The sequence below is a fragment of the Streptomyces sp. NPDC043812 genome (assembly GCF_056436245.1).
The window spans coordinates 24968-46870 of the sequence record NZ_JBWKCY010000015.1 but is presented as its reverse complement, the minus strand read 5'-3'; the positions used below and the strand labels follow the sequence as shown (position 1 = coordinate 46870).

General features: G+C 70.8%; 24 protein-coding genes. 10 read left to right on the top strand and 14 right to left on the bottom strand.

The genetic code is table 11. The features are described from left to right. Positions 1 to 42 precede the first annotated feature (42 nt). On the bottom strand, positions 43 to 213 hold the full coding sequence (locus tag AC067Z_RS22255; RefSeq protein WP_478791312.1) for a hypothetical protein: 171 nt from the start codon (positions 211 to 213) through the stop codon (positions 43 to 45). On the opposite strand from AC067Z_RS22255, the gene AC067Z_RS22250 reads away from it, so the two are divergent. Together AC067Z_RS22250 and AC067Z_RS22245 are read left to right on the top strand one after the other, a co-directional pair. Next, complete coding sequence (locus tag AC067Z_RS22250; RefSeq protein WP_478791311.1) at positions 200 to 748, top strand: hypothetical protein; 549 nt, start codon at positions 200 to 202, stop codon at positions 746 to 748. The genes AC067Z_RS22255 and AC067Z_RS22250 overlap by 14 nt on opposite strands. A gap of 17 nt (positions 749 to 765) precedes the next feature. After that, positions 766 to 987, top strand: coding sequence for a hypothetical protein (locus AC067Z_RS22245; RefSeq protein ID WP_478791310.1), 222 nt, complete (start codon positions 766 to 768; stop codon positions 985 to 987). Positions 988 to 1302: 315 nt separating this feature from the next. Here AC067Z_RS22245 and AC067Z_RS22240 read toward each other — a convergent pair whose 3' ends face one another. After that, positions 1303 to 2070: a hypothetical protein gene (locus tag AC067Z_RS22240; RefSeq protein WP_478791309.1), complete on the bottom strand. Its 768-nt coding sequence runs from the start codon at positions 2068 to 2070 to the stop codon at positions 1303 to 1305. Positions 2071 to 2456: 386 nt separating this feature from the next. Between AC067Z_RS22240 and AC067Z_RS22235 the strand changes: the two genes are divergently transcribed. Then, on the top strand, positions 2457 to 2747 hold the full coding sequence (locus AC067Z_RS22235) for a hypothetical protein (RefSeq protein WP_478791308.1): 291 nt from the start codon (positions 2457 to 2459) through the stop codon (positions 2745 to 2747). A 326-nt stretch (positions 2748 to 3073) separates the two neighbouring features. On the opposite strand, the gene moeZ is transcribed toward AC067Z_RS22235, so the two are convergent. The 7 genes from moeZ to AC067Z_RS22200 all read right to left on the bottom strand — a co-directional run bounded on the left by moeZ (position 3074) and on the right by AC067Z_RS22200 (position 11853). Continuing rightward, positions 3074 to 4252, bottom strand: coding sequence for an adenylyltransferase/sulfurtransferase MoeZ (gene moeZ, locus AC067Z_RS22230; protein WP_478791307.1), 1179 nt, complete (start codon positions 4250 to 4252; stop codon positions 3074 to 3076). Between the two features lie 63 nt (positions 4253 to 4315). After that, the gene (locus AC067Z_RS22225; RefSeq protein ID WP_478791306.1) at positions 4316 to 5077 is read right to left on the bottom strand and encodes a spherulation-specific family 4 protein; all 762 of its coding nucleotides are present in this window, start codon (positions 5075 to 5077) and stop codon (positions 4316 to 4318) included. Further along, complete coding sequence (locus AC067Z_RS22220; protein WP_478791305.1) at positions 5065 to 6024, bottom strand: NAD-dependent epimerase/dehydratase family protein; 960 nt, start codon at positions 6022 to 6024, stop codon at positions 5065 to 5067. Before AC067Z_RS22220 ends, AC067Z_RS22225 begins: the two co-directional genes overlap by 13 nt. A gap of 133 nt (positions 6025 to 6157) precedes the next feature. Next, positions 6158 to 7690: a hypothetical protein gene (locus AC067Z_RS22215; RefSeq protein ID WP_478791304.1), complete on the bottom strand. Its 1533-nt coding sequence runs from the start codon at positions 7688 to 7690 to the stop codon at positions 6158 to 6160. Further along, the gene (locus AC067Z_RS22210; RefSeq protein WP_478791303.1) at positions 7687 to 9357 is read right to left on the bottom strand and encodes a DUF3492 domain-containing protein; all 1671 of its coding nucleotides are present in this window, start codon (positions 9355 to 9357) and stop codon (positions 7687 to 7689) included. The genes AC067Z_RS22215 and AC067Z_RS22210 overlap by 4 nt, the downstream gene beginning before the upstream one ends. Before the next feature lie 220 nt (positions 9358 to 9577). Further along, a complete protein-coding gene (locus AC067Z_RS22205; RefSeq protein WP_478791302.1) occupies positions 9578 to 10879 on the bottom strand; it encodes a DUF3152 domain-containing protein in 1302 nt (433 codons plus the stop codon). 8 nt (positions 10880 to 10887) lie between these two features. Then, positions 10888 to 11853: an alpha/beta fold hydrolase gene (locus tag AC067Z_RS22200; RefSeq protein WP_478791301.1), complete on the bottom strand. Its 966-nt coding sequence runs from the start codon at positions 11851 to 11853 to the stop codon at positions 10888 to 10890. Positions 11854 to 11989: 136 nt separating this feature from the next. Here AC067Z_RS22200 and AC067Z_RS22195 point away from each other — a divergent pair, with 136 nt between their 5' ends. From AC067Z_RS22195 to AC067Z_RS22180, 4 genes are all read left to right on the top strand, one after another. Beyond that, entirely contained in the window at positions 11990 to 12208 is a 219-nt protein-coding gene (locus tag AC067Z_RS22195) for a hypothetical protein (RefSeq protein WP_478791300.1), read from the top strand. Positions 12209 to 12391: 183 nt separating this feature from the next. Then, positions 12392 to 13033, top strand: coding sequence for a TetR/AcrR family transcriptional regulator (locus AC067Z_RS22190; protein ID WP_478791299.1), 642 nt, complete (start codon positions 12392 to 12394; stop codon positions 13031 to 13033). A 119-nt stretch (positions 13034 to 13152) separates the two neighbouring features. After that, positions 13153 to 13380 carry a DUF3107 domain-containing protein gene (locus tag AC067Z_RS22185; protein WP_478791298.1) on the top strand — a complete coding sequence of 76 codons (228 nt, stop codon included), beginning with the start codon at positions 13153 to 13155 and terminating at the stop codon, positions 13378 to 13380. A 227-nt stretch (positions 13381 to 13607) separates the two neighbouring features. Further along, complete coding sequence (locus tag AC067Z_RS22180; RefSeq protein WP_478791297.1) at positions 13608 to 13877, top strand: hypothetical protein; 270 nt, start codon at positions 13608 to 13610, stop codon at positions 13875 to 13877. A gap of 114 nt (positions 13878 to 13991) precedes the next feature. Here the strand turns inward: AC067Z_RS22180 and AC067Z_RS22175 are convergent, their stop codons facing one another. Continuing rightward, positions 13992 to 14717, bottom strand: a complete 726-nt coding sequence (locus AC067Z_RS22175; RefSeq protein WP_478791296.1) for a ferritin-like fold-containing protein — start codon at positions 14715 to 14717, stop codon at positions 13992 to 13994. Positions 14718 to 15219: 502 nt separating this feature from the next. On the opposite strand from AC067Z_RS22175, the gene AC067Z_RS22170 reads away from it, so the two are divergent. Together AC067Z_RS22170 and AC067Z_RS22165 are read left to right on the top strand one after the other, a co-directional pair. Next, positions 15220 to 17241, top strand: coding sequence for a DEAD/DEAH box helicase (locus tag AC067Z_RS22170; RefSeq protein WP_478791295.1), 2022 nt, complete (start codon positions 15220 to 15222; stop codon positions 17239 to 17241). Positions 17242 to 17389: 148 nt separating this feature from the next. Next, the gene (locus AC067Z_RS22165; RefSeq protein ID WP_478791294.1) at positions 17390 to 18244 is read left to right on the top strand and encodes an alpha/beta fold hydrolase; all 855 of its coding nucleotides are present in this window, start codon (positions 17390 to 17392) and stop codon (positions 18242 to 18244) included. On the opposite strand, the gene AC067Z_RS22160 is transcribed toward AC067Z_RS22165, so the two are convergent. Beyond that, a complete protein-coding gene (locus AC067Z_RS22160) occupies positions 18235 to 19134 on the bottom strand; it encodes an NYN domain-containing protein (RefSeq protein WP_478791293.1) in 900 nt (299 codons plus the stop codon). The genes AC067Z_RS22165 and AC067Z_RS22160 overlap by 10 nt on opposite strands. A gap of 175 nt (positions 19135 to 19309) precedes the next feature. Between AC067Z_RS22160 and AC067Z_RS22155 the strand changes: the two genes are divergently transcribed. Then, on the top strand, positions 19310 to 19462 hold the full coding sequence (locus tag AC067Z_RS22155; protein ID WP_478791292.1) for a hypothetical protein: 153 nt from the start codon (positions 19310 to 19312) through the stop codon (positions 19460 to 19462). Positions 19463 to 19545: 83 nt separating this feature from the next. Here the strand turns inward: AC067Z_RS22155 and AC067Z_RS22150 are convergent, their stop codons facing one another. The 3 genes from AC067Z_RS22150 to AC067Z_RS22140 all read right to left on the bottom strand — a co-directional run bounded on the left by AC067Z_RS22150 (position 19546) and on the right by AC067Z_RS22140 (position 21842). Further along, a complete protein-coding gene (locus tag AC067Z_RS22150; protein WP_478791291.1) occupies positions 19546 to 20151 on the bottom strand; it encodes a MarC family protein in 606 nt (201 codons plus the stop codon). A 47-nt stretch (positions 20152 to 20198) separates the two neighbouring features. Then, positions 20199 to 21071 (bottom strand): PHP domain-containing protein, encoded by an 873-nt coding sequence (locus tag AC067Z_RS22145; protein ID WP_478791290.1) that lies wholly within the window; start codon positions 21069 to 21071, stop codon positions 20199 to 20201. A gap of 132 nt (positions 21072 to 21203) precedes the next feature. After that, positions 21204 to 21842, bottom strand: coding sequence for a DUF6758 family protein (locus tag AC067Z_RS22140; protein WP_478791289.1), 639 nt, complete (start codon positions 21840 to 21842; stop codon positions 21204 to 21206). Between the last annotated feature and the right edge of the window lie 61 nt (positions 21843 to 21903).

The window sequence follows — 21903 nt, the reverse complement described above, 5'->3', positions numbered from 1 at the left end:
GAGTTCTGTCGCAGCACCGGCGTACGGCACGGCGCAACCGGTTCACCAGTGGCCGTGATAGGCCAGGTTCACGGCCAGAGCGGCCGCGGGCAGGCAGAAGAACACGAACCAGGCCACTCCGTTGACGACCGAGGCGAGGAGGGTGACGACGAGGTAGGCGGCGAACACGTGGGGCTCCCGGGCCGAACGACGCCGACTGGTGGCCGACTTCATCGACGACACCTTCAGGGATCTGGGCACCAACCCCGAGTTCGTGACCCTGATGCGATCCGCCATGCCCGAGCTCCCCGACGACCCAACGCCCGATCAGGTCGGGGCCTGGGTGGAACTCGCCGAACTCTGCCAGAACGCGGACTTCCATACGGTGGTGCGACGCATCGCTGAGGAACAGGCGGAAGAGCCTTCCCCGCAGGACGCCAGCAGTCTGCACGACGGTCTCAACCAATCGATGCGTGAACGAATCGACGAAGCCGTATCCGTCGGCATCCTTCCGTCCTCCGTCTCAACCGCACCCCTTGACGACGCACTGGGCGGCCTCTACGGCCACGCATTCGAGCGTGCCGGCGACGGCGATCTGCGCCGCTGGCTCCTCGCCCGCCTGCAGATGACCACCGACCCACACGCCACGCGCTACTGGCAGCTCTTGGCGACGGTCAATGGATGGCCCGCATCCCCGACTCTCGCCCCCGTTTACACCTGGTTCACCACCGCCTTCCACGGTGCTTCTCCCGTGACAGCGACGTCTTGAGCATCGGAGGGCATCACGTGAAGTACGACCTCTTGCAGATCCTCGGTATGGCTCTCCTTGTCCTTGGGGGGCAGGGAGCGATCCGTCAGCTCGTCGACCACGGCAACGCCGGCCTACTCGCTTGGCTGCCAGGCGGGTTCACGGCCGGCATCACCGTCCATGTTGTCGCCGTCGGTATCGGCGCGGTTGTTGCGGGCTGGGCGCGCGGCCGGGCGAAGGCAGCCGGGCGCAGGAGCTGACGGGTCGGCTGGAAGGCACCTGGTCGCCACATCCAACACCGACATCAACGAATGCGGATGGACGCAGCCTCCGGCGTCCTCGGCAGCGTGGATGCCCATGGCGTGACCAGGTGCGACGGCCGTCCGGCTGAACTCCTGAGGCGATGGTCAGTGGACGTGCTGTACAGCAGCGGACTACAGCAACCACCGCGACCGCTGCCGACGGTCATGGGCCCTCAGACATCGACTGATCAGCCGTATTGACCTCAGCGACCGCCCCGCCGGTAGTTCGGGACGAAGGGTCAACGGCATCGAGGACACCCAGCCAACAGGCACTCAGCCGGTGTCGAGAGAGCGCCGGCGATTCCAGGAGACCAAGAGAACCGCCGCGACCGGCCAGAAGATCAAGAGGGGTACGAGACTTCCGTGTTCCCGGGCGATGTAGCCGATCGCAGCTGTCACCAGGGCCAGACTCAGCGTTGTCCGAGCGACGATCCACAGCTTCCGTGTACCGCGGGGTCTGATGAGCTCGTGGGTCCGCCACAGGCACGACCAGGTGGCGGACAGGGCGCAGCCGGCCACGTTGAGCAAGATCAGGACCAACGCCGAGTGCAGCGGCAGCCTGGCTTGCGGGGCGTCCGGGAGGAGGCGGGTCTCACTCGTGCTCTCCCTGGTTATGGCGGTGCGGCGGCCCCGCCAGACGGTGACGGTGACGTGTTCCCCGGACCTCAGGCCCTCCAAAGTGCTGGGCGGGGTGCCCAGGCGGTACTCCCCGGCGACGGCGTCCGGTCCGTCGAGAGTGAACACCAACCCGTCCGGGTGCCCCTCCGCGACTGTGGCGTCGATGCGGCGCAGGCAATTCCGGCTGGTCTCGCCGAAGCCACATTCGTGAGCGGAGCGGAGGGCGCGTTGGTCGGTGAGAGAGGCCGAGAACTCGTGGGCGAAGTGGCCGGCTCCGCACAGTGCCAGCATGCCGGCGACGAGGGCCAGGCAACCGGCGGCCCTGACCGCAAGAACTGTCCTGGCCGACGGTTGAGTCCCAAGTGCGGGAGTGTTGTCGTTCCTGTCGGGTCCGCGATCGGGCTCGCGCGTGGACGTGTCCATCCATGCTCCCTCGGGTTCTGCTCGCCTTCTTGTAGGACGGTCGATCAGGCCCAATGGATGTACGCCAGCCGCGTGACACCACCTCGGCCGGCCAAGCGCGTCGAGGCACCCCAGCACCAGCTCAAGAGCCGAGGCGCCTGGATCTGAGAGTCGGTGAACCGGGTCGCCATCTCATCGCCGAGCTGTATCCGGCGTTGCCGCTACGGGACCGTCCCCACATACCTCGGTGAGACCCGCAATGCGTTTTGGGGGCGGGTCTCAGGCCGCCGCCGGCCCAGGGAACTGGCGGCGTCGACGGCGCGTCTGTCGTGGGCGTGAGTCATGAGACGACTGCGAGTCGGGATACGGGCGTGAGCCAGGGGACCAAAGGATGCGGAGGATTCCTCGTGTCGGCCCTCGGCACCACGTTCGTTTTGCTGGCCTGGGCCCCGCTGGCGCGCATCAGCATCGATGGCGGGTTCGAACAGCAGCACCGGGATCTGAGCGTGCTCTACATCGACCTTCCGGTCATCGCGGTCGGCGGCGCCCTTGTGCCGCTCGCCGCATGGCTGCTGACTCTGCAGTGGCTGCAGCGTCCGTGGGTCGCCACGCTGGCGGCCGTGGCCGCGCTCGCACTGGGAGTGTGGGGACTCACCAGCTGGTGGACCCCCTACCAGCGGCCGGAATTCGTGTACTGAACGATCGTTCTGAACCGCAGGGGTGTTCATCGCGCCGTGGCAATGACAGTTCTTCGCCGAGGCCCGCTTCACGCGAAGGGCATCATGTGCACTGTCCGATGGGTGGCCGCAGCCGACCACCCAGTCCCCGCCCTGAGGCTACGGCCCGTTACTCACTGCCGTGGTTGACCATCGCCCCAACGGGAGACGGCCCCGGCATGCAACCGGGGCCGTCTCTGGGCCGTGGAACGTGGACCAGTGCCGACCGACGTCGACGACTGGTGACCACGACTGCGCTGGTCAGCGAGGCGTCAGCCTCGCCTTCCGCAGCTCGGCGAAGGGGCTGTTCAGTAGATCGGCTTCTCGGGCTCGATCTGGTTGACCCAGCCGATGACGCCGCCGCCGACGTGCACCGCGTCGGCGAAGCCCGCGGACTTGAGGACCGCGAGGACCTCCGCACTGCGGACACCCGTCTTGCAATGCAGGACGATCTTCTTGTCCTGCGGCAGGTCCTGCAGGGCCGAGCCCATCAGGAACTCGTTCTTCGGGATCAGTCGCGCGCCCGGGATCGAGACGATCTCGTACTCGTTGACCTCGCGGACGTCGATGATGTCGATGTTCTCGCCGTCGTCGATCCACTCCTTGAGCTGCTTGGGAGTGATCGTCGAACCGGCCGCCGCCTCCTGGGCCTCCTCGGACACGACGCCGCAGAAGGCCTCGTAGTCGATGAGCTCGGTGACGGTCGGGTTCTCGCCACAGACGGCGCAGTTGGGGTCCTTGCGGACCTTGACCTGGCGGTACTGCATCTCCAGGGCGTCGTAGATCATCAGTCGGCCGACCAGGGGCTCACCGATGCCGGCGAGCAGCTTGATCGCCTCGTTGACCTGGATGGAGCCGATGGACGCGCACAGCACGCCCAGCACGCCGCCCTCGGCGCAGGAGGGGACCATGCCCGGCGGCGGGGGCTCGGGGTAGAGGCAGCGGTAGCAGGGGCCGTGCTCGGACCAGAAGACGGATGCCTGGCCGTCGAAGCGGTAGATCGAGCCCCACACGTAGGGCTTGTTCAGCAGCACACAGGCGTCGTTGACCAGGTAGCGGGTCGCGAAGTTGTCCGTGCCGTCGACGATCAGGTCGTACTGGCTGAAGATCTCCATCACGTTCTCGGCCTCGAGCCGCTCTTCGTGAAGGACCACATCGACGTAGGGGTTGATGCCCTTGACCGTGTCGCGGGCGGACTCCGCCTTGGAACGGCCGATGTCCGCCTGGCTGTGGATGATCTGACGCTGCAGGTTCGACTCGTCGACCTCGTCGAACTCCACGATGCCGAGCGTGCCGACACCGGCCGCGGCCAGGTACATGAGGGCCGGCGAGCCGAGGCCGCCCGCGCCGACGGCGAGCACCTTGGCGTTCTTCAGCCGCTTCTGCCCGTCCATCCCGACATCGGGGATGATCAGGTGGCGGGAGTACCTGCGGACCTCGTCTACGGTGAGCTCGGCAGCCGGCTCGACCAGGGGTGGCAGCGACACGGGGGCTCCGTTGGTCGGTAAGTCAGTACGGTTGTTCTCCCCGTAACACTGCCACGGCCCTCCTCATTCCGAGACACCCGGTCCGATCTGCGAGACGATTTCGTCCCAGTAGCCGGGCAGTGCCTCGAATGGGCCACTTTGCCCCTTTCCGCCGTCGTGGCGTCCCCGGTCGGTGAAGAAGATCGTCCCCGCGCCCTGCCAGCGCGCGATCCGGGTGGCTTCCTGGAGATGGGTGCGCGGCACACCGTGGACGAAGTGCGCGAACCGCTCCGGCGGGTGGTCGGCCGTCCACTCCGCCACCTGCGACCAGCGGTAGTCGGCCCACGGACCGGAGAACGTGACCAGCTGGTCGGCGGCCTCGGCGTATCCCGGATACGGGTGCGTCCCGTGCCCCAGCACCAGGTGCCCGCCGTCCGAGATCGCGTCCAGCGTCGCCGTCGTACGCCGTACCCGGGCGAGGTCGGTCCGGTCCGTCGGACAGCGGTCCAGCAGGAAGCCGTCGATCTTGTACCAGTCGCAGAAGTGCTGCGCGTCACAGACGATGTCGCCGTAACTGCGCGAGCCGTGGGCCAGGTCGAGATGCCCGAGCACCCGCACCCCGGCGTTCCGCAGCCGGCCCGCCGCCTCCAGGCAGTGCGGGTCGGGGCGGGCGCCGGGGCCGTCCGCGACATTGAGGACCACCCAGTGCAGCGGGGTCCCCGGTCTGGTGAGCTCCGTCCATTCCGCCTGCGCCAGCAGCGGATGGGCATGTCCGGGGACACCGAGGCCGAGATGTTCCGCACCGGTCGCCGAGAGCTGTGTCCCGGTGCTCGTCAGATGCGGCATGCCGCCTCCATCCAGATGTCGGCGAGGGATTCCTCGAGGTTGATACGGGGCCGCCAGCCCAGCCGGTCCCGTGCCGTGCGCACATCGGCCTGTTGCCAGCTGCCGCAGCCGTCGGGGTACGGGGAGGGCGTGGCGGCCATGTGCTCGACGATCGATTCGGAGCGAGGGGCGCCGATGACGGGACGACCCGTCGGCACATCCAGCTCGTGCAGGGCTCCCGCGTACCCGGCGACGCGGGCGAGCACCGAGGCGGCGTCCCTCAGCTTCACGGCGCGGCCGGTGCCGATGTTGACGACGCCCTGCGCGGCGGACAGCGAGGCCGCGTGCACGGCGCGGGCCACGTCCCGTACGTCGACGAAGTCGCGCTGCACGCCGAGACCGCTGAGCTTGAGTTCGCCGTCTCCGGACTGCATCGCACGCCGCATCGCCTCGGCCAGCCTGCCGAGCGGCGAACCGGCGGGTGTGCCGGGGCCCACGGGCGAGAAGACCCGCAGGACGACCGCGTCGAGTCCGGAGCCGAGGACGAGTTCGGTGGCGGCGAGCTTGCTGACCCCGTAGGGGCCGCCGGGACGCGGAACGGCATCCTCAGCCGTCGACGAACCCTGCTGGGACGGGCCGTACTCGGAGGCGCACCCGATCTGCACGAGCCGGGCGCCGCAGCCGCTGCGGCGCAGCGCCTCGCAGACGGTGGCGACGGCGACGGTGTTGTGCCGGGTCAGCTCGCGGGCGCCGCCACGGGTGGCGCCCGCGCAGTTGATGACGACTCCGGGGTGGACGGCGCCGAGGAAGCGGGTCAGCGCGCCCGGGCTGCCCCCGGAGAGGTCGAAGCGCACATCGGCGTCGTCGCCGCGGCCGAGTGCGGTGAGGTGCACGGCCGGGTCGGCGAGGAGCCGGTCGGCGACGAAGCGGCCGAGGAAACCGTTGGCCCCGAGGAGAAGCACCCTCATCGCGTGGCTCCTCTGGACCGACGGGCCGTATCCGGGTGTTGAGGGGTCATGCGTGTTCTCCTTCGGGGTGTGGCCGGCGATGCCATGGATGGCGTTGCTCTGCGGTGTCGGCTCCGCGGAGGGGACGGCCTGGTCAGTGGGTGTGGGCCGAGGCCCGGGGGAGGACGACGAACGCGTGGACGAGGAGTCCGGCGGCTGCGGTCCCACAAGCGAGTACGGGCACGGCCGCGACGCCCCAGGACATGACGAGCAGTTCGACCGGACGGGCGATCGGGCCGAGGCCGGGCAACCGGCCCGACAGCAGCAGTGCGGGGGCGGCCACCTCGACCGCGCATGCGGCGGCCAGTGCCGCCGACGCGGGTTCGGGGAACCCGTGGACGACGAGCAACCGGGCCAGGAAGAGCAGGATGCCGAGGACCGCGGCTGCCGCGAGGGCCTCACTGCCGGGCATGACGAGCCCGGTCAGGGCGACCAGCGCGCCGACGGACGCGGCGTACAGCAGCAGGACGGCGAGCAGGAGGGGACGCGTCCCGGCGGCGAACTCCTCGAGCCCCCGGCTGGTGTCGAGCCGGCGGCGGGTCCGTACGGCGAAGAGATGCGCGCACCACGCCGCGGGCACGACGGCGAGGGCGAGGGCGACGAACGGCGCGGGGTCCAGGGGCCACAGCGTGTCCGGGCCGCCGTCGATGATCTCGCCGAGGAGGCCCTGGCCGCAGGCCGCGTAGGCGAGCAGCCAGAGCGTCCACAGCCGCAGGGCGGGGAGCGAACGGCCGCCGGCGCGCAGCGGTCCGCGTCGCAGCGCCCGCATCAGCGCGAGAGTGGTGAGGAGCGCCCCGAGTCCGCACGCCGCGAGCCGCACTCCTCCTTCGGTGGCCGACGCGACCACCACGGTGAGGACACATACCGCCCCCGGCAACACCGTGCGCGGGTGGAGCAGCGCCCGTCCGGCGCGCGGATCGGCGGCGCGCGCCGGACGGTCGTCGGTGGGGGTGGCGCGCTCGGCCCGCGCGAACATCTCCTCGGCGAGCGAGAAGACGTCCCGGTGCCGGAAGCGGGCGGCGGTGCGGTCGGTGAGGCCGTGCGCCTCCAGCCCGGCGGCGATCTCCAGGGGATCGACGGCCTGCTCGCACAGTTCCCGGTGCCGGTGGATGAGCGCCTTCACGGGATCGCCTCCGCGCCGTGCCGCCCCCTTGGTGGGGGAAAGACGGTTCTGCGGGTCACCACCGGACGGCACACGATGCTCCGTGCCAGGCTTCTCGGCCGCCACGGCATCCGATCCGTCAGCGGCATCCGATCCGTCAGCGGCCGCCGCCTCCGGGGCATCCGCCGGCTGCGGCACGTCCGGGGCTCGCTCGTCCCCTGGCACAGGGCCTGGCACGGTCGCCGATGCTGCGGGGGCTGCGCCAGGGATGTACGACTCGTCGTCGCCCGGCGCGGGCGGCTGCGCTCCGGCGGTACCGGAGGCGTCGACAGCCTGGGGCGAGGGCTCGTGGCGGATGCCGTCAAGTGCGGTGAGAGCCGCCAATGCCCAGACCGCACGGACGTGTTCGGCGTCGGTGTCGCCTTCGGCGCCGGCGCTGCCGTCGCCCTCGAAGCGGCCGATGGTGTCCGGGAGGACCGCCGGCTCCTCGGGGGCCGCCTTCCTCGTGACGTGTGCCGCGTTCATCGGCGTGCCTCCTTCGCGGTTTCCGGTGTCGCTCCCGCCCCGATCGGTTCCGCGCCCCCGGCCCAGCTGGGTGTGTGCGCTCCCGTGCCCGTCAGACGGCCCGGCACGTGCGACTCGGCGGGGTGGGCGAACGGCCGCGGCTCACCGTCCGCGTCGACGGCCTCCGCGTCCCGCTGTACCGGGGAGTGCGAGATCAGCTCCAGGTAAATGCCGCGAAATGCCGTCAGGTTCTGTTCGACGGTGAACAGTTCGAGGGCACGGGCTCGGGCTGCCGCGCCCAGGCGCGCACGGCGCTCGGGGTCGCCAAGCAGCGCGAGGCAGGCGTCGGCGAGGGCCCGTGGATTGCGCGGGGGCACCACGAGCCCGGTGCCGCCGATGACTTCGACGACTGCGCCCACATCCGTGGAGACCGTCGCCCGGCCGCAGAACATCGCCTCCACCAGGCTGATGGGGAAGCCCTCGACGACGCTGGAGAGGACGACGACGGCTCCGGCGGCGTACGCGTCGGCGAGGGCCGGCGCTTCCGGGCCGCCGATCTCCTCGAAGGAGACCGGATTGTCGCCCACGGCGTGGGCGTCCGCCGCCTCGTCGGGGAAGAGCTGCGCGGCCAGGGCCCGGCAGTGGGCGAGATACGTGCTTGCCTCGGAGCCCTGCACGGGTGCGCCGAACAGTCGCAGCCGCGCCGTCGGCGCCTCCTTGCGGATCTCGGCGAAGGCGTGCAGCAGCGCGATGAGGTCCTTGGACGGCTCGATCCTGCCGACCCAGACAAGGGTGTGCTCGTCACCGCAGTCGCCGCTCTCGCCGACGGCCGCGAAGCGCTCCGCCTCCATGCCGGGGTAGACGGTGCGCAGCTTGGCGCGTTCGGCGCCGCACTTGTCCTGCCAACGTCGTGCATGCGTGTTCCCGGGGGTGATGACGGCGGCCTGCCGGTACACCTCGGCGGACAACTGCCCGTGGAACGCGGCGAGCAGGGCGCGCACGGGGGCGCTCAACTCCTCTTCGCGCCCGGCGAGATACTGCGCGCGCAACTGGACGCCGTACTCGGTGACCAGCAGCGGAATCCCGCAGAAGCGTTTGGCCACCAGCCCGGGCAGAGCCGCCGGTCCGCCGGATGCGGCATGGCAGAGGTCGACTGCGGCAAGCGCATCCTCCTCGTACCAGTCGAGGGAGAGCGGGCGCAGGTGCCGCTCGAGGCGGTCGGCAACAGCCAGCAGGTCGAGGACGCGGGCGCCCTGCACCGCGCGATGCGCGCCCGGCATCCGGCAGGCGGACTCCAGGGCGCGCAGGGCCACCTCGGAACGCAGCGCGGCATACAGTCCGCCGTGCTCGCGAGCGAGTGCCGCGAGACCGTAGAGGCCGTCGGCGAAGCCGTCCCCGCCGGCACAGAGGGCGGCCGCGAGGTCCTTGAAGTGCTCCGCGAAGCGGCGCCGTTCGCGCCGTCCGTACTGTGCACCGTCGTCCGCCGGCGCCCAGAGCGGAGCGGTGCGCACCTGGCGCACCTGGGGCGGCAGCGGGAGGCGGCCGCCGGATTCCTGCTGTGCGCTGCGGCTCAGCGCGTAGACGTCGAACTCGTGCTGCGCGAGCCCGCGCACCAGCCGGTCGCACCAGAGCCTGGACTCACCCGTCGCATACGGATAACCACCATCCGTGAGCAGTCCGATCCGCACGAGTGCACCCCCGATCTCCCTAGTGGGCGGCCGCCGTTGATTTCCGGCGACTCACAGCGGGACGACGTTATGCGGATGCGGCGGGGGCACGACGGACGGTTGTCCATTGCGCCACCGGAAGGGGTGAATGCACGTAACTTTCCCACCCAGGTAGCGTTCCGTGGCGCTACGGTGTCATTCCGTTACGTGGAGTGATGCTGCGGCCAGCCCCTGACGCCCGTCAACTCCCGGGGTGCACCCAGGGGTTCGGGCGGCATTCGATGCCGCCGACATCCAGCGACTTCGTCTGCTGCTGCATCACCGGGGCGAGCGCACCGGGCGTGCTGCAGTTCACGTGGTTGTACCCGAGCCGGTGTCCGACCTCGTGGTTGATGAGCATCTGCCGGTAGGGGAACATCGCGTCCCGACCGTACGTCTTCGCGCCCTGCGCCCACCGGAAGGCGTTGATCATCACGCGTTCCGTCGATGCCGAGTCGCACGAGACGTTGTCGACGGTCGTGTCGAGTCCGGACTTGGCGCACCAGACCCCGGTCGTCCCGGGGCTCGCCAGGGTGATGACGAACTCCGGCTCGCCCGACGAGATGCGCTCGAAGGTCATCTCTCCGTTGTGCGCCCAGCTGCGGTCGTCGTTGAGCGTCTCCTGGACGGCCTTGGCGAAGAGCCCGGCATCCAGCCCGAGACCCTTCTCGATGTCGATCCGGTAGCGGATCTTGCGGCCCTTGCCCGGCGCCTTGTCGAATCCCGCCACGGCCTCGAAGTCCCCCGAGCCCTTCAGCTTCGGGTCGATCGGGAACTGCTTCACCATCAACTGCTGGTACGTCGGGGGCGCGGCCGGTGCCTCGGGCGCCGCCCCTTGCGGCGGCGTGGCCCTGCCTTCGGAACGGTCCGGCCGCTCCTGCACCGCACCGCGGTCTTGGTCCGCGGACTGGGCACCGATGCCGCCGGGGCCGTCGGCGGCGACCTGACCGGCGACGACGACCGCGAGGACGGTGGTCACCGCGGCTGCCGCGATCCCGGTGAAGGTGCGCCCCTTGCCGCCCTTGGACGGCCGCTCGTCGGCCTCGTCCCCGGCGTCGTCCGCCTCGGTGTCGGCCGCGATCTCGGGTGGCCTGCCGTGCCCGGAGTCCCAGTCGGTGACCGAGGAATAGTCATCGCGCGGCGCCGGCTCGTCGAAGGCCTCGACGAACTCCCGGCGCGGGCCCGGTATCCGGGCGCCCCCGGCCGCCGGGCGCGGCGGCGCCGTACGGACCTGCTGGGGCGGGGCCACGGTCGGCATGCTTCCGGTCTCCCAGTCGCCCCAGCCGCCGCCGGCCTCGTAGTGCTCGGGATGTCCGCCCCTGGCCTGCCCGGTGCCGTAGCCGGTGGCCGCCGGGGTGTGCTGGTCGGGCCCGGAGTCGCCGAGCCGCCTGCGCCGTCCGCCGGGCGATGCCGCGGCGGGCTCCCACTCGCCGGGCGCCGGCCCGGGTACTCCCCCGGTCTCGGCGCCCTTGCGTGCGGGGCCCTTGCGGCTGTGTCGTCCCACGCCCCGGATCAGCTCCTACCGCAGTCGTCGAGCAGTTCCCGGAATGCCTGGGCGACCGTTTCCGGGTACTCCATCATCGCAACGTGCCCGGCGTCCGGGAGCGTCAGCAGCCGGGAGTCCCGGAACGCCGCTGCCGCCTTGCGCGCCATACGGTACGAGACGAGCTGGTCCTTGCGCCCGTAGACGAGCAGAGTGGGTGCGAGCACACGCTCCGCCTGACGCCACAGCCCATGCTGTCCGCCGAGCGTGTAGGCGTCCACGATGCCACGCGCCGACCTGGCCATCGCGTCCCAGAAGTACGGGAGCCGCATGCGCCGCTCCATCTCCTCGACGGCGTTGCGCAGCCCTTCGTCCGTCACCCGTGCGGGGTCTCCGTAACAGAGGGCGAGTACCCCCCGGGTGCGTTCCTCGGCGCCCCAGCCGTTGGTCAGCCTGGCGAAGAGCAGAGCGATGCCGGGCACGGCGAGCAGGGCGGTCGGCACCGCCGAGCGCTGGACGCGCAGCTCGGGCAGCGCGGGCGAGACCAGGGTCAGCGTGCGCACGAGGTCGGGGCGCACGGCCGCGACCCGGGTGCAGATGGCGCCGCCGAGTGAGTTCGCGACCAGGTGGACGGGGCCGCGGCCGCTCGCGTCGAGAAAACGGATGACCGCTCTGGCGTGTCCCGTGACGGAATAGTTGCCGTCGTCCGGCGGCGGCGAGTCGCCGAAGCCGGGCAGATCGATCGCCTCGCCGTCCACCGTGTCCTCGAGCAGCGCCATCAGCGCGGACCAGTTCTGCGAGGAACCGCCGAGGCCGTGCACGAAGAGCGCGGGCGGCAGCCCCGTGGTGGCGGGCGGACGGGAGCGGACCGTCAGGGTGAGGCCGGGCAGCGACACGGAGCGCAGCTCCTCGCCCTCGGCAACCCGTACGGTCGCGACCTTGGGCGCCACGGCGGCATTGACGGCCTGGGCTCCCGGCAGCTCGGTCGAAGACATGCGGGCAATGTTACGAGACGATCACGCCGTGGCTCGTGTGTTCGGTGTCACAGATGTCACCCGTACCGCGTAGCGCCTGCCACCAGGAACTCCTAGGCTCGTACTAAAGGGCGCATTCCAGGGAAAGCGGTGCGGTATGACAGTCGATCCCACTGACCCGGACACTTTCACCGAGGACGACGACACCGCCACGAACGACTCGGAGGTCCCCGAGGCCGACGCCGCCGAGCAGCACAAGGACCTCCGCTCCGAACGCGACGATCCCGTGAACCGCACCGATCCGGACGCCGCGAACGAAGCGGACGCGGCCGAACAGGCACGTGTGGTCACCCAGGACGAGGACGACTATAGGTGAGGCGCCGGCGCTTGCCACCGGTATGTCCCCGTATCACCCCTGAGCAGGCAGCTACCGCGACCGTCCGGTCCGTGAAATTCTGCGATCGCACCACGCACAGCCGGGTTACCGAAAAGTACGATGGCGGGCGCGGTGCACAGCGCGACGGAACGGCTGTGCTTGTTCAACACATTGGGAGGCGGCGTGACAGCCATCGAGCAGACAGAGGCGGCGCGCCCGCGGGGCACACGCCTGCCACGCCGAGCCCGCAGAAACCAGCTCCTGGGCGCGGCCCAGGAAGTCTTCGTGGCTCAGGGGTACCACTCCGCAGCCATGGACGACATCGCCGAGCGGGCGGGCGTCAGCAAGCCCGTGCTCTACCAGCACTTCCCCGGAAAGCTGGAGCTCTACCTCGCTCTCCTGGACCAGCACTGCGAGGCCCTGCTCCAGTCCGTCCGCACGGCGCTCGCGTCGACGACGGACAACAAGCTGCGCGTCGCGGCGACCATGGACGCCTATTTCGCGTACGTGGAGGACGAGGGCGGCGCGTTCCGGCTCGTCTTCGAGTCGGACCTGACCAACGAGCCCGCGGTCCGCGAGCGCGTGGACCGGGTGTCGCTGCAGTGCGCGGAGGCCATCTCCGACGTGATCGCCGAGGACACCGGGCTGTCCAAGGACGAGTCGATGCTGCTGGCCGTGGGCCTCGGCGGCGTCTCCCAGGTCGTCGCCAGGTACTGGCTCTCCAGCGAGTCCGGCATCCCCAGGGACACCGCGGTGCAGCTCCTCACGTCGCTGGCGTGGCGGGGTATCGCGGGCTTCCCGCTGCACGGCAGCGAACAGCACTGAGCACTGTTCGCTCCTGGCGTTTCCCACAGGCGCCTGCCGCGTCCGGTCGCCGGGCTAATGTGTGCTGCGTACGGCGCGGTTGATCGCGCAACGCACGGACCGTTCGGAGGGACATAGCCGTGGAGGTCAAGATCGGCGTGCAGCACGCGCCCCGGGAGATCGTTCTGGAGAGCGGGCAGTCCGCCGAGGAGGTCGAGCGCGCGGTGGGCGATGCGCTGGCCGGCAAGGCGCAGCTGCTCAGCCTCACGGACGAGAAGGGCCGCAAGGTCCTGGTGCCGTCCGACCGTCTCGCCTACGTCGAGATCGGCGAGTCGACGACACGACGAGTGGGATTCGGCGCCCTCTAGAGGGCGCGGCGCAGGCTCCCGGGTACGCCCGGGAGCGGCGCGGTGAAGCATCGCACGGCGAGGGCCCGGCGGATTGTCCGCCGGGCCCTCGCCGTTTTCGGTCCCTGCCGGATTTCGCTGTTCAGGGGCCGCTTTCGCCCGCTCGGGGAGGGTTGTGATCCGTTGGTGACGGGTAGTACGGGCTGTGACCGTCCCTGTCCGCGCCGGCGTCTGCGAGGTGATCAGCAGTGCTCCTGGAAGCCCTCGGTTCCGTCCTGATCGGCTTGGCCCTGTCCTGGGCCGCGACCCGACACTTCTCCGAACGGCTCCCCTCCCGTCGGACGGTCTTCACGACGGGAGCGCTCGGCGCACTTTTCGGCGCGTATGTGACGCATGTCGCGCTCGGCCCCGGCCATGCGGCCGCGGTGCTGATCGGATCCGCAGCGATCGGGACCGTGCTTCTCTCGCTGCTGCTGAGGCCCTCACCGCGAAGGCTGCACCGCGCGTTCCCTTTCTGAGCCGACGCAACGAACGGGCCCGGAGCGGACGCCCGGAAGAGCGGGCCGACCGCTCCGTGCACCGGGCCGGGAGGCGTATCCGCTCCGGGCCGGGCAACACCTCGTGACATACCGTCAGGCAGCAAGTCCCAGGGCAGCCATCCGCTTGGTGTGCGCCTTGGTGATCCGGGAGAACATCTCGCCGACCGCCGCCAGGTCGAACCCGCCCGCGACACCGCCGACGAGCATCGTGGACAGCGCGTCGCGCTCGGCGACCACCCGCTGTGCCTGGGACAGCGCCTCGCCCATGAGCCGGCGCGCCCACAGCGCGAGCCGGCCGCCGACCCGGGGATCGGCCTCGATCGCCGCACGCACCTTCTCGACGGCGAAATTCCCGTGGCCCGTGTCGTCGAGCACCGCGAGCACCAGGGCACGCGTGTCGCCGTCCAGGCGCGCGGCGACCTCGCGGTAGAAGTCGCTGGCGATCGAGTCGCCGACGTAAGCCTTGACGAGGCCCTCCAGCCAGTCGGACGGTGCGGTCTGGCGGTGGAAGTCGTCCAGCGCCTGGGCGAACGGCTCCATGGCCTTCGTCGGCTCCGCCTCGATGGCCGCGAGCCGGTCGCGCAGCTGCTCGAAGTGGTGGAACTCCGCGGAGGCCATCTTCGCCAGCTCGGCCTTGTCGCCGAGCGTCGGTGCGAGCTTCGCGTCCTCCGCAAGCCGCTCGAAGGCCGCCAGCTCGCCGTACGCGAGCGCGCCCAGCAGGTCCACGACGGCGGCGCGGTACTGGGGGTCCGAGGAGGCCGCGGCCCAGTCCTGGGCGGCGATCCCGGTGTGTTCAGTGGCGTTGTCAGGCGTCTCCATGAAGCGCACAATAGCCCGCCCGCAAGTCTGCGGAAGGGCCTGGTCAGCCATGCCGCGAGCGGGGTTCCCGTGAATTCGCCCAACACACATGCGCGAATCCGGGGTACAGTGGTAATGCGCCTGCTGAGCATCAGCGTCAGTGAGATCTGCTCGGTGGGCCGTCTCATGAATGAGGATGCCCGGTCGGTGGCCCGATCGGCTCCGACCCGCCCGCCCTCCACGCGGATCAAACGCACAGGTGCGTAGGACCGCAGATGAGGGGCCCCTCAGCGGCACGACGCTCGAGCGACGGCAGTGGTCCCGCACCATCCGGCCAACCCACGGTCGGCCCAGTACCCAGGTGCGGTACGACCCCCAGCGTTCGCCTCGCGCCGCGTCTCACAGAAGAGGCAACACCCTGACTACGCAGCAGCCCACGACTTTCCGGGATCTCGGGATCCTTCCCGAGACCGCCGAGGCCCTCGAGGCCGTCGGTATCGTTTCCCCCTTCCCCATCCAGGAGATGACGCTCCCCGTCGCGCTCTCCGGCACCGACGTCATCGGCCAGGCCAAGACCGGCACCGGCAAGACGCTCGGTTTCGGACTGCCGCTTCTGGAGCGCGTCACCGTCCCCGCGGACGTCGAGGCCGGCCGGGCGCAGCCCGAGCAGCTGACCGACGCCCCGCAGGCACTCGTGGTCGTCCCCACCCGCGAGCTGTGCACGCAGGTCACCAACGACCTGCTCACCGCCGGCAAGGTCCGTAACGTCCGCGTGCTCGCGATCTACGGCGGCCGTGCCTACGAACCGCAGGTCGAGGCGCTCAAGAAGGGCGTCGACGTGATCGTCGGCACCCCCGGGCGTCTGCTCGACCTGGCGGGCCAGAAGAAGCTGAACCTCTCGCACGTGCGTGCCCTCGTCCTCGACGAGGCCGACGAGATGCTCGACCTGGGCTTCCTGCCCGACGTCGAGAAGATCATCCAGTTCCTGCCGGCCAAGCGGCAGACCATGCTGTTCTCGGCGACCATGCCGGGCGCCGTCATCGGCCTCGCCCGCCGCTACATGTCGCAGCCCACGCACATCCGCGCCACCGCGCCGGACGACCAGGGCGCGACCGTGGCGAACACCACACAGCGCGTCTACCGCGCGCACTCCATGGACAAGCCGGAGATGGTCTCCCGCATCCTGCAGGCCGAGGGCCGCGGGCTTGCGATGATCTTCTGCCGGACGAAGCGGACCGCCGCGGACATCGCCGACCAGCTCGCCCAGCGCGGCTTCGCCTCCGGCGCGGTCCACGGCGACCTGGGCCAGGGCGCGCGTGAGCAGGCGCTGCGCGCTTTCCGCAACGGCAAGGTCGACGTGCTGGTGTGCACCGACGTCGCCGCGCGCGGTATCGATGTCGAGGGCGTGACCCACGTCATCAACTACCAGTCGCCGGAGGACGAGAAGACCTACCTCCACCGCATCGGCCGCACCGGCCGCGCGGGCGCTTCCGGCACCGCCGTGACGCTGGTCGACTGGGACGACATCCCGCGCTGGCAGCTGATCAACAAGGCGCTGGACCTGGGCTTCCCGAACCCCCCGGAGACGTACTCCACGTCGCCGCACCTGTTCGAGGAGCTGAACATCCCCGCGGGCACCAAGGGTGTCCTGCCGCGCGCCGAGCGCACCCGCGCCGGCCTCGCCGCGGAAGAGGTCGAGGACCTGGGCGAGACGGGCGGCCGCGGCCGTCGGTCGGCATCCGCGACGGCGGTGCGCGAGGAGCGTCCCGTCCGTACGCGCACGCCCCGTCAGCGTCGGCGAACGCGCGGCGGTGCCGAGGCGGCGGAGAACGAAGCGCTGACGGCCGTGCCGGAGCAGGCCACCGCAGAGGAGGCCACGCAGCCGCGCACGCCGCGCCGCCGTCGTCGTACTCGTGTCGGCGCGCAGGCGTCCGGCTCCGCGCCCGCCGAGGCGACGGCTGTCGTCGAGACGGTCGAGGCGGTGGAGACGGCCGAGGCACCGACGGAGACCGAGGCGAAGCCGCGCCGCCGCCGGACGCGTGCCGCACAGGTCGCCGAGACGGTGAACGAGACCTCGTCCGCGGTCGTGGCCCCGGAGACGGCGGAGCCGTCGGCGGAAGCCGCCGAGGCGAAGCCGCGCCGCCGGACGCGTGCCGCGAAGGCCGTCGACACGGCCGAGGCCGCCGAAGCGACCGAGACGGTCACCAAGCCGCGCCGGACGCGGGCTGCCAAGACCACCGAGAGCGCGGCCGTAGCGGTCGCCGAGCCGGAGGCCGAGGCGAAGCCCCGCCATCGCACGCGTGCCGCGAAGGCCGTCGACACGGCCGAGGCCGCCGAAGCGACCGAGACGGTGACCAAGCCGCGCCGGACGCGGGCGGCGAAGGCCACGGAGACGGCGGAGACCGACGCCGGCGCCGAGGCGAAGCCGCGTCGCCGCACGACCAGGGCGCCGAAGGCGGCCGAGACGGCGGAAGCCGTCGCGGCGGAGCCGGAGGCCGCGCCGCGTCGTCGCCGTACGCGCGCCGCCGCGCAGCCCGAGAGCTGACGCTCGCACGACCGGATGGCCCGGCCCCCACAGGGGGCCGGGCCATCGGCGTCTGTTCCCTCCACCCGTCCTCGCGCTGGACGGCCTTCCCCCGGCCGCCCGGGAGTCCCGGTCCCGCCCGGCGCGGCGGCGCGTTAGCCTCGTCCGCATGAGCCGGCCGCCCACCTTCGTACCGCCCCCCTGCGCGCGGTCTTTCCTACTGCCCACCTCCCGCGGGGAGTTCGCCGTACTCGACGCGCGCCCCGCGGCTCGGGTGCGCGGCACCGCACTGATGCTGCCGGGCTACACCGGGAGCAAGGAGGACTTCATCGCCCTGCTCGAGCCGCTCGCCGATGCGGGCTATCGGGTGGTCGCGGTCGACGGGCGCGGGCAGTACGAGTCCGACGGTCCCGAGGACCGACAGGCCTACGCCCAGGACGAGTTGGCCAGGGATGTACTGGCGCAGGCCGAGGCCGTCGGCGGGCCGGTGCATCTGGTGGGGCACTCGCTCGGAGGGCAGATCGCCCGCGCGGCCGTGTTGCTGGACGCCGCTCCGTTCACGACGTTGACCCTGATGTCCTCGGGCCCCGCCCAGGTGAGCCCGGCGCAGCGGGAGAAGGTGAAGCTGCTGGCCGACGCGCTCGCCGTGATGACGATGGCGGAGGTCTGGGCGGCGATGAGGGCATTCGACGCCCCCACCCCCGAGGACACCGCGGCGGCCGACGGCGACCGCACGGATCTGCGGGATCGCTGGCTGCGCCACAACGCCGTCCAGCTGATCACGACCGGACGGCAGCTGACCGTCGAACCGGACCGCGTCGAGGAACTCGCCGCTGTGCAGCCGCTGCCGAAGCATGTGCTGTCCGGCGAACGGGACGACACCTGGCCCGTGCCGCTGCTGGACGAGATGGCGCTGCGGCTCGGGGCACACCGGACCGTTGTCGCGGGTGCCGAGCATTCCCCGAACACCGACCGTCCGCTGGAGACGGCCGCCGCGCTGGCGCGGTTCTGGGATCAGAACTGAGACTGCAGGTGCTGCCAGAAGCCGTCCCGCAGCGCGCGCCGCAGGACCGCGTGCCCGCGCAGTGAGCGCTGGAGGAGCCCTTCCGCCTCTATCAGCAGGTCCTGGTCGACCGGGCCCGGCAGATAGGGGTGGCCGGGCAGCAGTTCGGCCATCGCTGCGCGGCCCCGCTCCGCCAGCCAGGTCGCGGCGATCTGTGCGCCGATGAAGCGCACCTCGTCCCGGGAGGGCGGCGGCGAACCCTCGTTCTCGTACGTGGTGACGGGTCGGCGCGTGATGTAGGGGCGGCAGAAGTCGAGGTCGAAGGTGCGCTGGCTGTCGACCTCCCAGAGCAGCGGCTCCGCCTGATTGCGCCCGTCGGCGGCCTCGATGCCCCACAGGTGCACGCGAGCGCCGTAGCCCTGGGCCGCCTCGACCGCGGAGACGAGGTCCTCGTCGCCGCCGATGAGTGCCGCGTCGCTGATGGCGCGATGGCGAGCGAGCGACTCCAGGTCGCTGCGGATCAGGGAGTCGACGCCCTTCTGCTGGTTGTTGGCGTTGAGGTTGCCCAGCCGCACCTTGACGTCGGGCAGTTCGGCGATGGACTGCTGCTCGGGGGTGTGGATACGGCGCCGTGCGCCGTCGTACCAGTACACGCGCAGCAGACGGCTGTCGGCGAAGATCGTCCGTGCCTTGTCGATGAAAGCCTCGATCAGGCCTTCGGCGTCGAGGTCGAAGGAGCGCCGGTCCTCGGTACCCGCCACAAGCAACCCGGCCGCCGCATAGACGTAACCGGCGTCGACGAAGATGGCGTGTGTCGACGGGGTCTTGGCGACCTCGGCGAGCATGCGCTGCAGGAGCTCATTGGTGCGCTCGAGGCGGGCGGCGATGTTGGTGCTCTCTTCGTCGTTCATACGGACCTCATTGTCCGTGCCCCGGGCACTACCCGCCAGTAGTTAGGCATCCAAAAATTTTCCTTAGCGTAGGGAATGTTTGCAGGATGCATCGCGTTGAGAACCTCAGTACCCGGACGGAGAATTCCGTCTGTCACCAGTTCTCCATCAGGAGGATCAGACGAAGGGAGAAGCCGTGCGCTTCGAGATCATGCGACTGGACGACGTCGACGGCATCGCCGTGGACAGCACCGTCGTGGACGCCGCCTCCGTCAACCGGATCGTGCAGCAGGCCGCTTCGATCGGCCAGCGCATCCTCATCCGGCCCGCCGAAACCTCGGCTTCATAGCCCTTACCGGCCCGCGTGCGCCGCGCCCCCGTACGGAAGATCCGTACGGGGGCGCGGTGCGTCCGAGGACGGCCGGGCGGGCGTCAGGCGCCCTGGATCACCTGCGTGACGCCGTTGATGATCTGCTGCACGGCGATCGCGGAGAGCATCATGCCCGCGAGCCGGGTCACCAGCACCACACCGCCCTCCTTGATCACACGGATGATCAGCAGCGAGTAGCGCATGGTCAGCCAGAGCACGACATGCATCGCGGCGATCGCGGCCCAGACCGACACCTGCTGGCCCACGCTGTCGGCGTGCTGCACGGCGAGGATCACCGACACGATCGCACCCGGACCGGCGAGCAGCGGCATGCCCAGCGGGACCAGAGCGACATTGACGTCCTTGGTCTGCTTGGGCTCGTCGGTCTTGCCCGTCAACAGGTCGAGGGCGATCAGCAGCAGAAGGAGTCCGCCGGCGATCATCAGCGCGGGGACGGAGACATGCAGGTAGTCCAGGATCTGCTGGCCGAGGATGCCGAAGACGGTGATGACACCGAAGGCAACGGCGACGGCCTGCCAGGCCATCCGGCGCTGCACCTTGGTGGCGCGCCCGGAGGTGAGCGCGAGGAAGATCGGGGTGATCCCCGGGGGGTCCATGATGACGAAAAGGGTCAGGAACAGAGAGCCGAAAACGGCAACGTCGAACACAGTGAAGGGCCTTGCGGGAGAGGGGTGAACGAAGAGGGTGGCAGGTCCTACGAACGGACCCCGCCCGTGCCCGGCACCGGGAACGCGCCCGTGGCGCGGCGGATGATCTCGCCGTAGATCTCCGGGTCGGTGGTGTGCTCACCGAGCCGGCAGGTCTTGCGGCTGCCGTGGTAGTCGCTGGAGCCGGTCGTCAGCAGACCGAGCTCGCCGGCGAGGCCGCGCAGCCGGGCGCGCGTCGCCTCGTCGTGGTCCATGTGGTCGACCTCGATGCCGTCGAGGCCATGCGCTGCCAGTTCGGCGATGGCGCTCTCGGGCACCGTGCGTCCGCGCTTGACGGCGAGCGGATGGGCGAAGACGGTCACCCCGCCGGCGGCCTTGACCAACCGTATCGCCGTGAAGGGATCGAGTTCGTGCTTCTCGACGTATGCCCGGCCGCCGTCGGCGAGCCAGGCAGGGGTGAACGCGTCGGAGACGCTGGACACGACGCCGAGCTCGACGAGGGCTTCGGCGATGTGCGGGCGGCCGACGGAGCCTTCCCCGGCGATACGGGCGACCTGCTCCCACGCCACGGGCACACCGAGCTCCTGGAGCTTGCCGACCATCGCCTGCGCCCGGGGCACCCGGTCGTCGCGCACCAGCTCCCGCTCGCGCAGCAGTTCCGGCTCCTCGGCGTCGAAGAGGTACGCCAGCATGTGCAGGCCCACCCCGTCGAGGCGGCAGGAGAGTTCGGCGCCGGTGACGAGGGTGAACCCGGCCGGGAGCGGTGCGACGGCGGCCGCGGCCTCGGCGTGACCGCGGGTGGTGTCATGGTCGGTGAGGGCGATGACGTCCAGTCCGGCGGCGACGGCGTTCCGCACCAGCTCGGCCGGGGTGTCCGTGCCGTCCGAGGCCGTGGAGTGGGTGTGCAGGTCGATGCGCACGACGCGTGACTCCGGGGCTCGGGGCGGACAGGGGGACGCTCCAGGATAACCGGCGTATGCTCCCCGCCCCGGCCATTCACCCGCCATCGACGGTAAGGTGACCAACCCCACTCGGCCCCTTACGAGTGCCGATTACGACAAGAGCCTCGGTGACAGCGCCCCGCACGGCAGCAACTCGACCTCCGCACCCGCGTCGCGCAGGTCCGTCAGCACCAGTTCGTCGTACATCAGCAGCCCGGTCTGCTCCGGCCAGACGATCGCCCACAGCCACAGCCCCCGCGCCTCGCCCGCGAAGACCGCGCGGTCGTCCGGGGCGCCGGCCAGATGCCACAGCGGGGTGGGGCGGCCTGCGGCCAGCACCTTGGCCTCCGGGGGCTTCTCGACCTGGATGTGCGGGCCCGGGTCGGGGCCGTCGATGCCCGCGTACCGCGCGCCGAGTCCGACGCTCAGTTCCTCAGCCACCAGCAGCAGTTCACCAATGCCGCCGAGCGGTCCGGGGCCCGAGCACGCCACTGCGGTGGCACGGCCCCCGCTGCGGTCGTCGCCCGCATAGGCGACGCCGGTGAAGAGCCAGCCGACGGGTAGCGGCCACGGCATCCACACGGGGACCTGAGTGCGGTGCACGACGACACCGAGGGCCTCGACACTGGGCGGGATCACCGGCTGCAGCGGGTGCACGGCACCGTGCACATCGCACTGCCAGGAGTCGGCAAAGAGTCCGGGCGCCCTCACCCGGCCACCGCACTTCGGGCAACTGGGTTCGCCCCTCATAGGGGTCAACGGTCCTCCCCGGTCGACGCCGCGTCAAGGACGATCACCCGTCCGGAGCGCG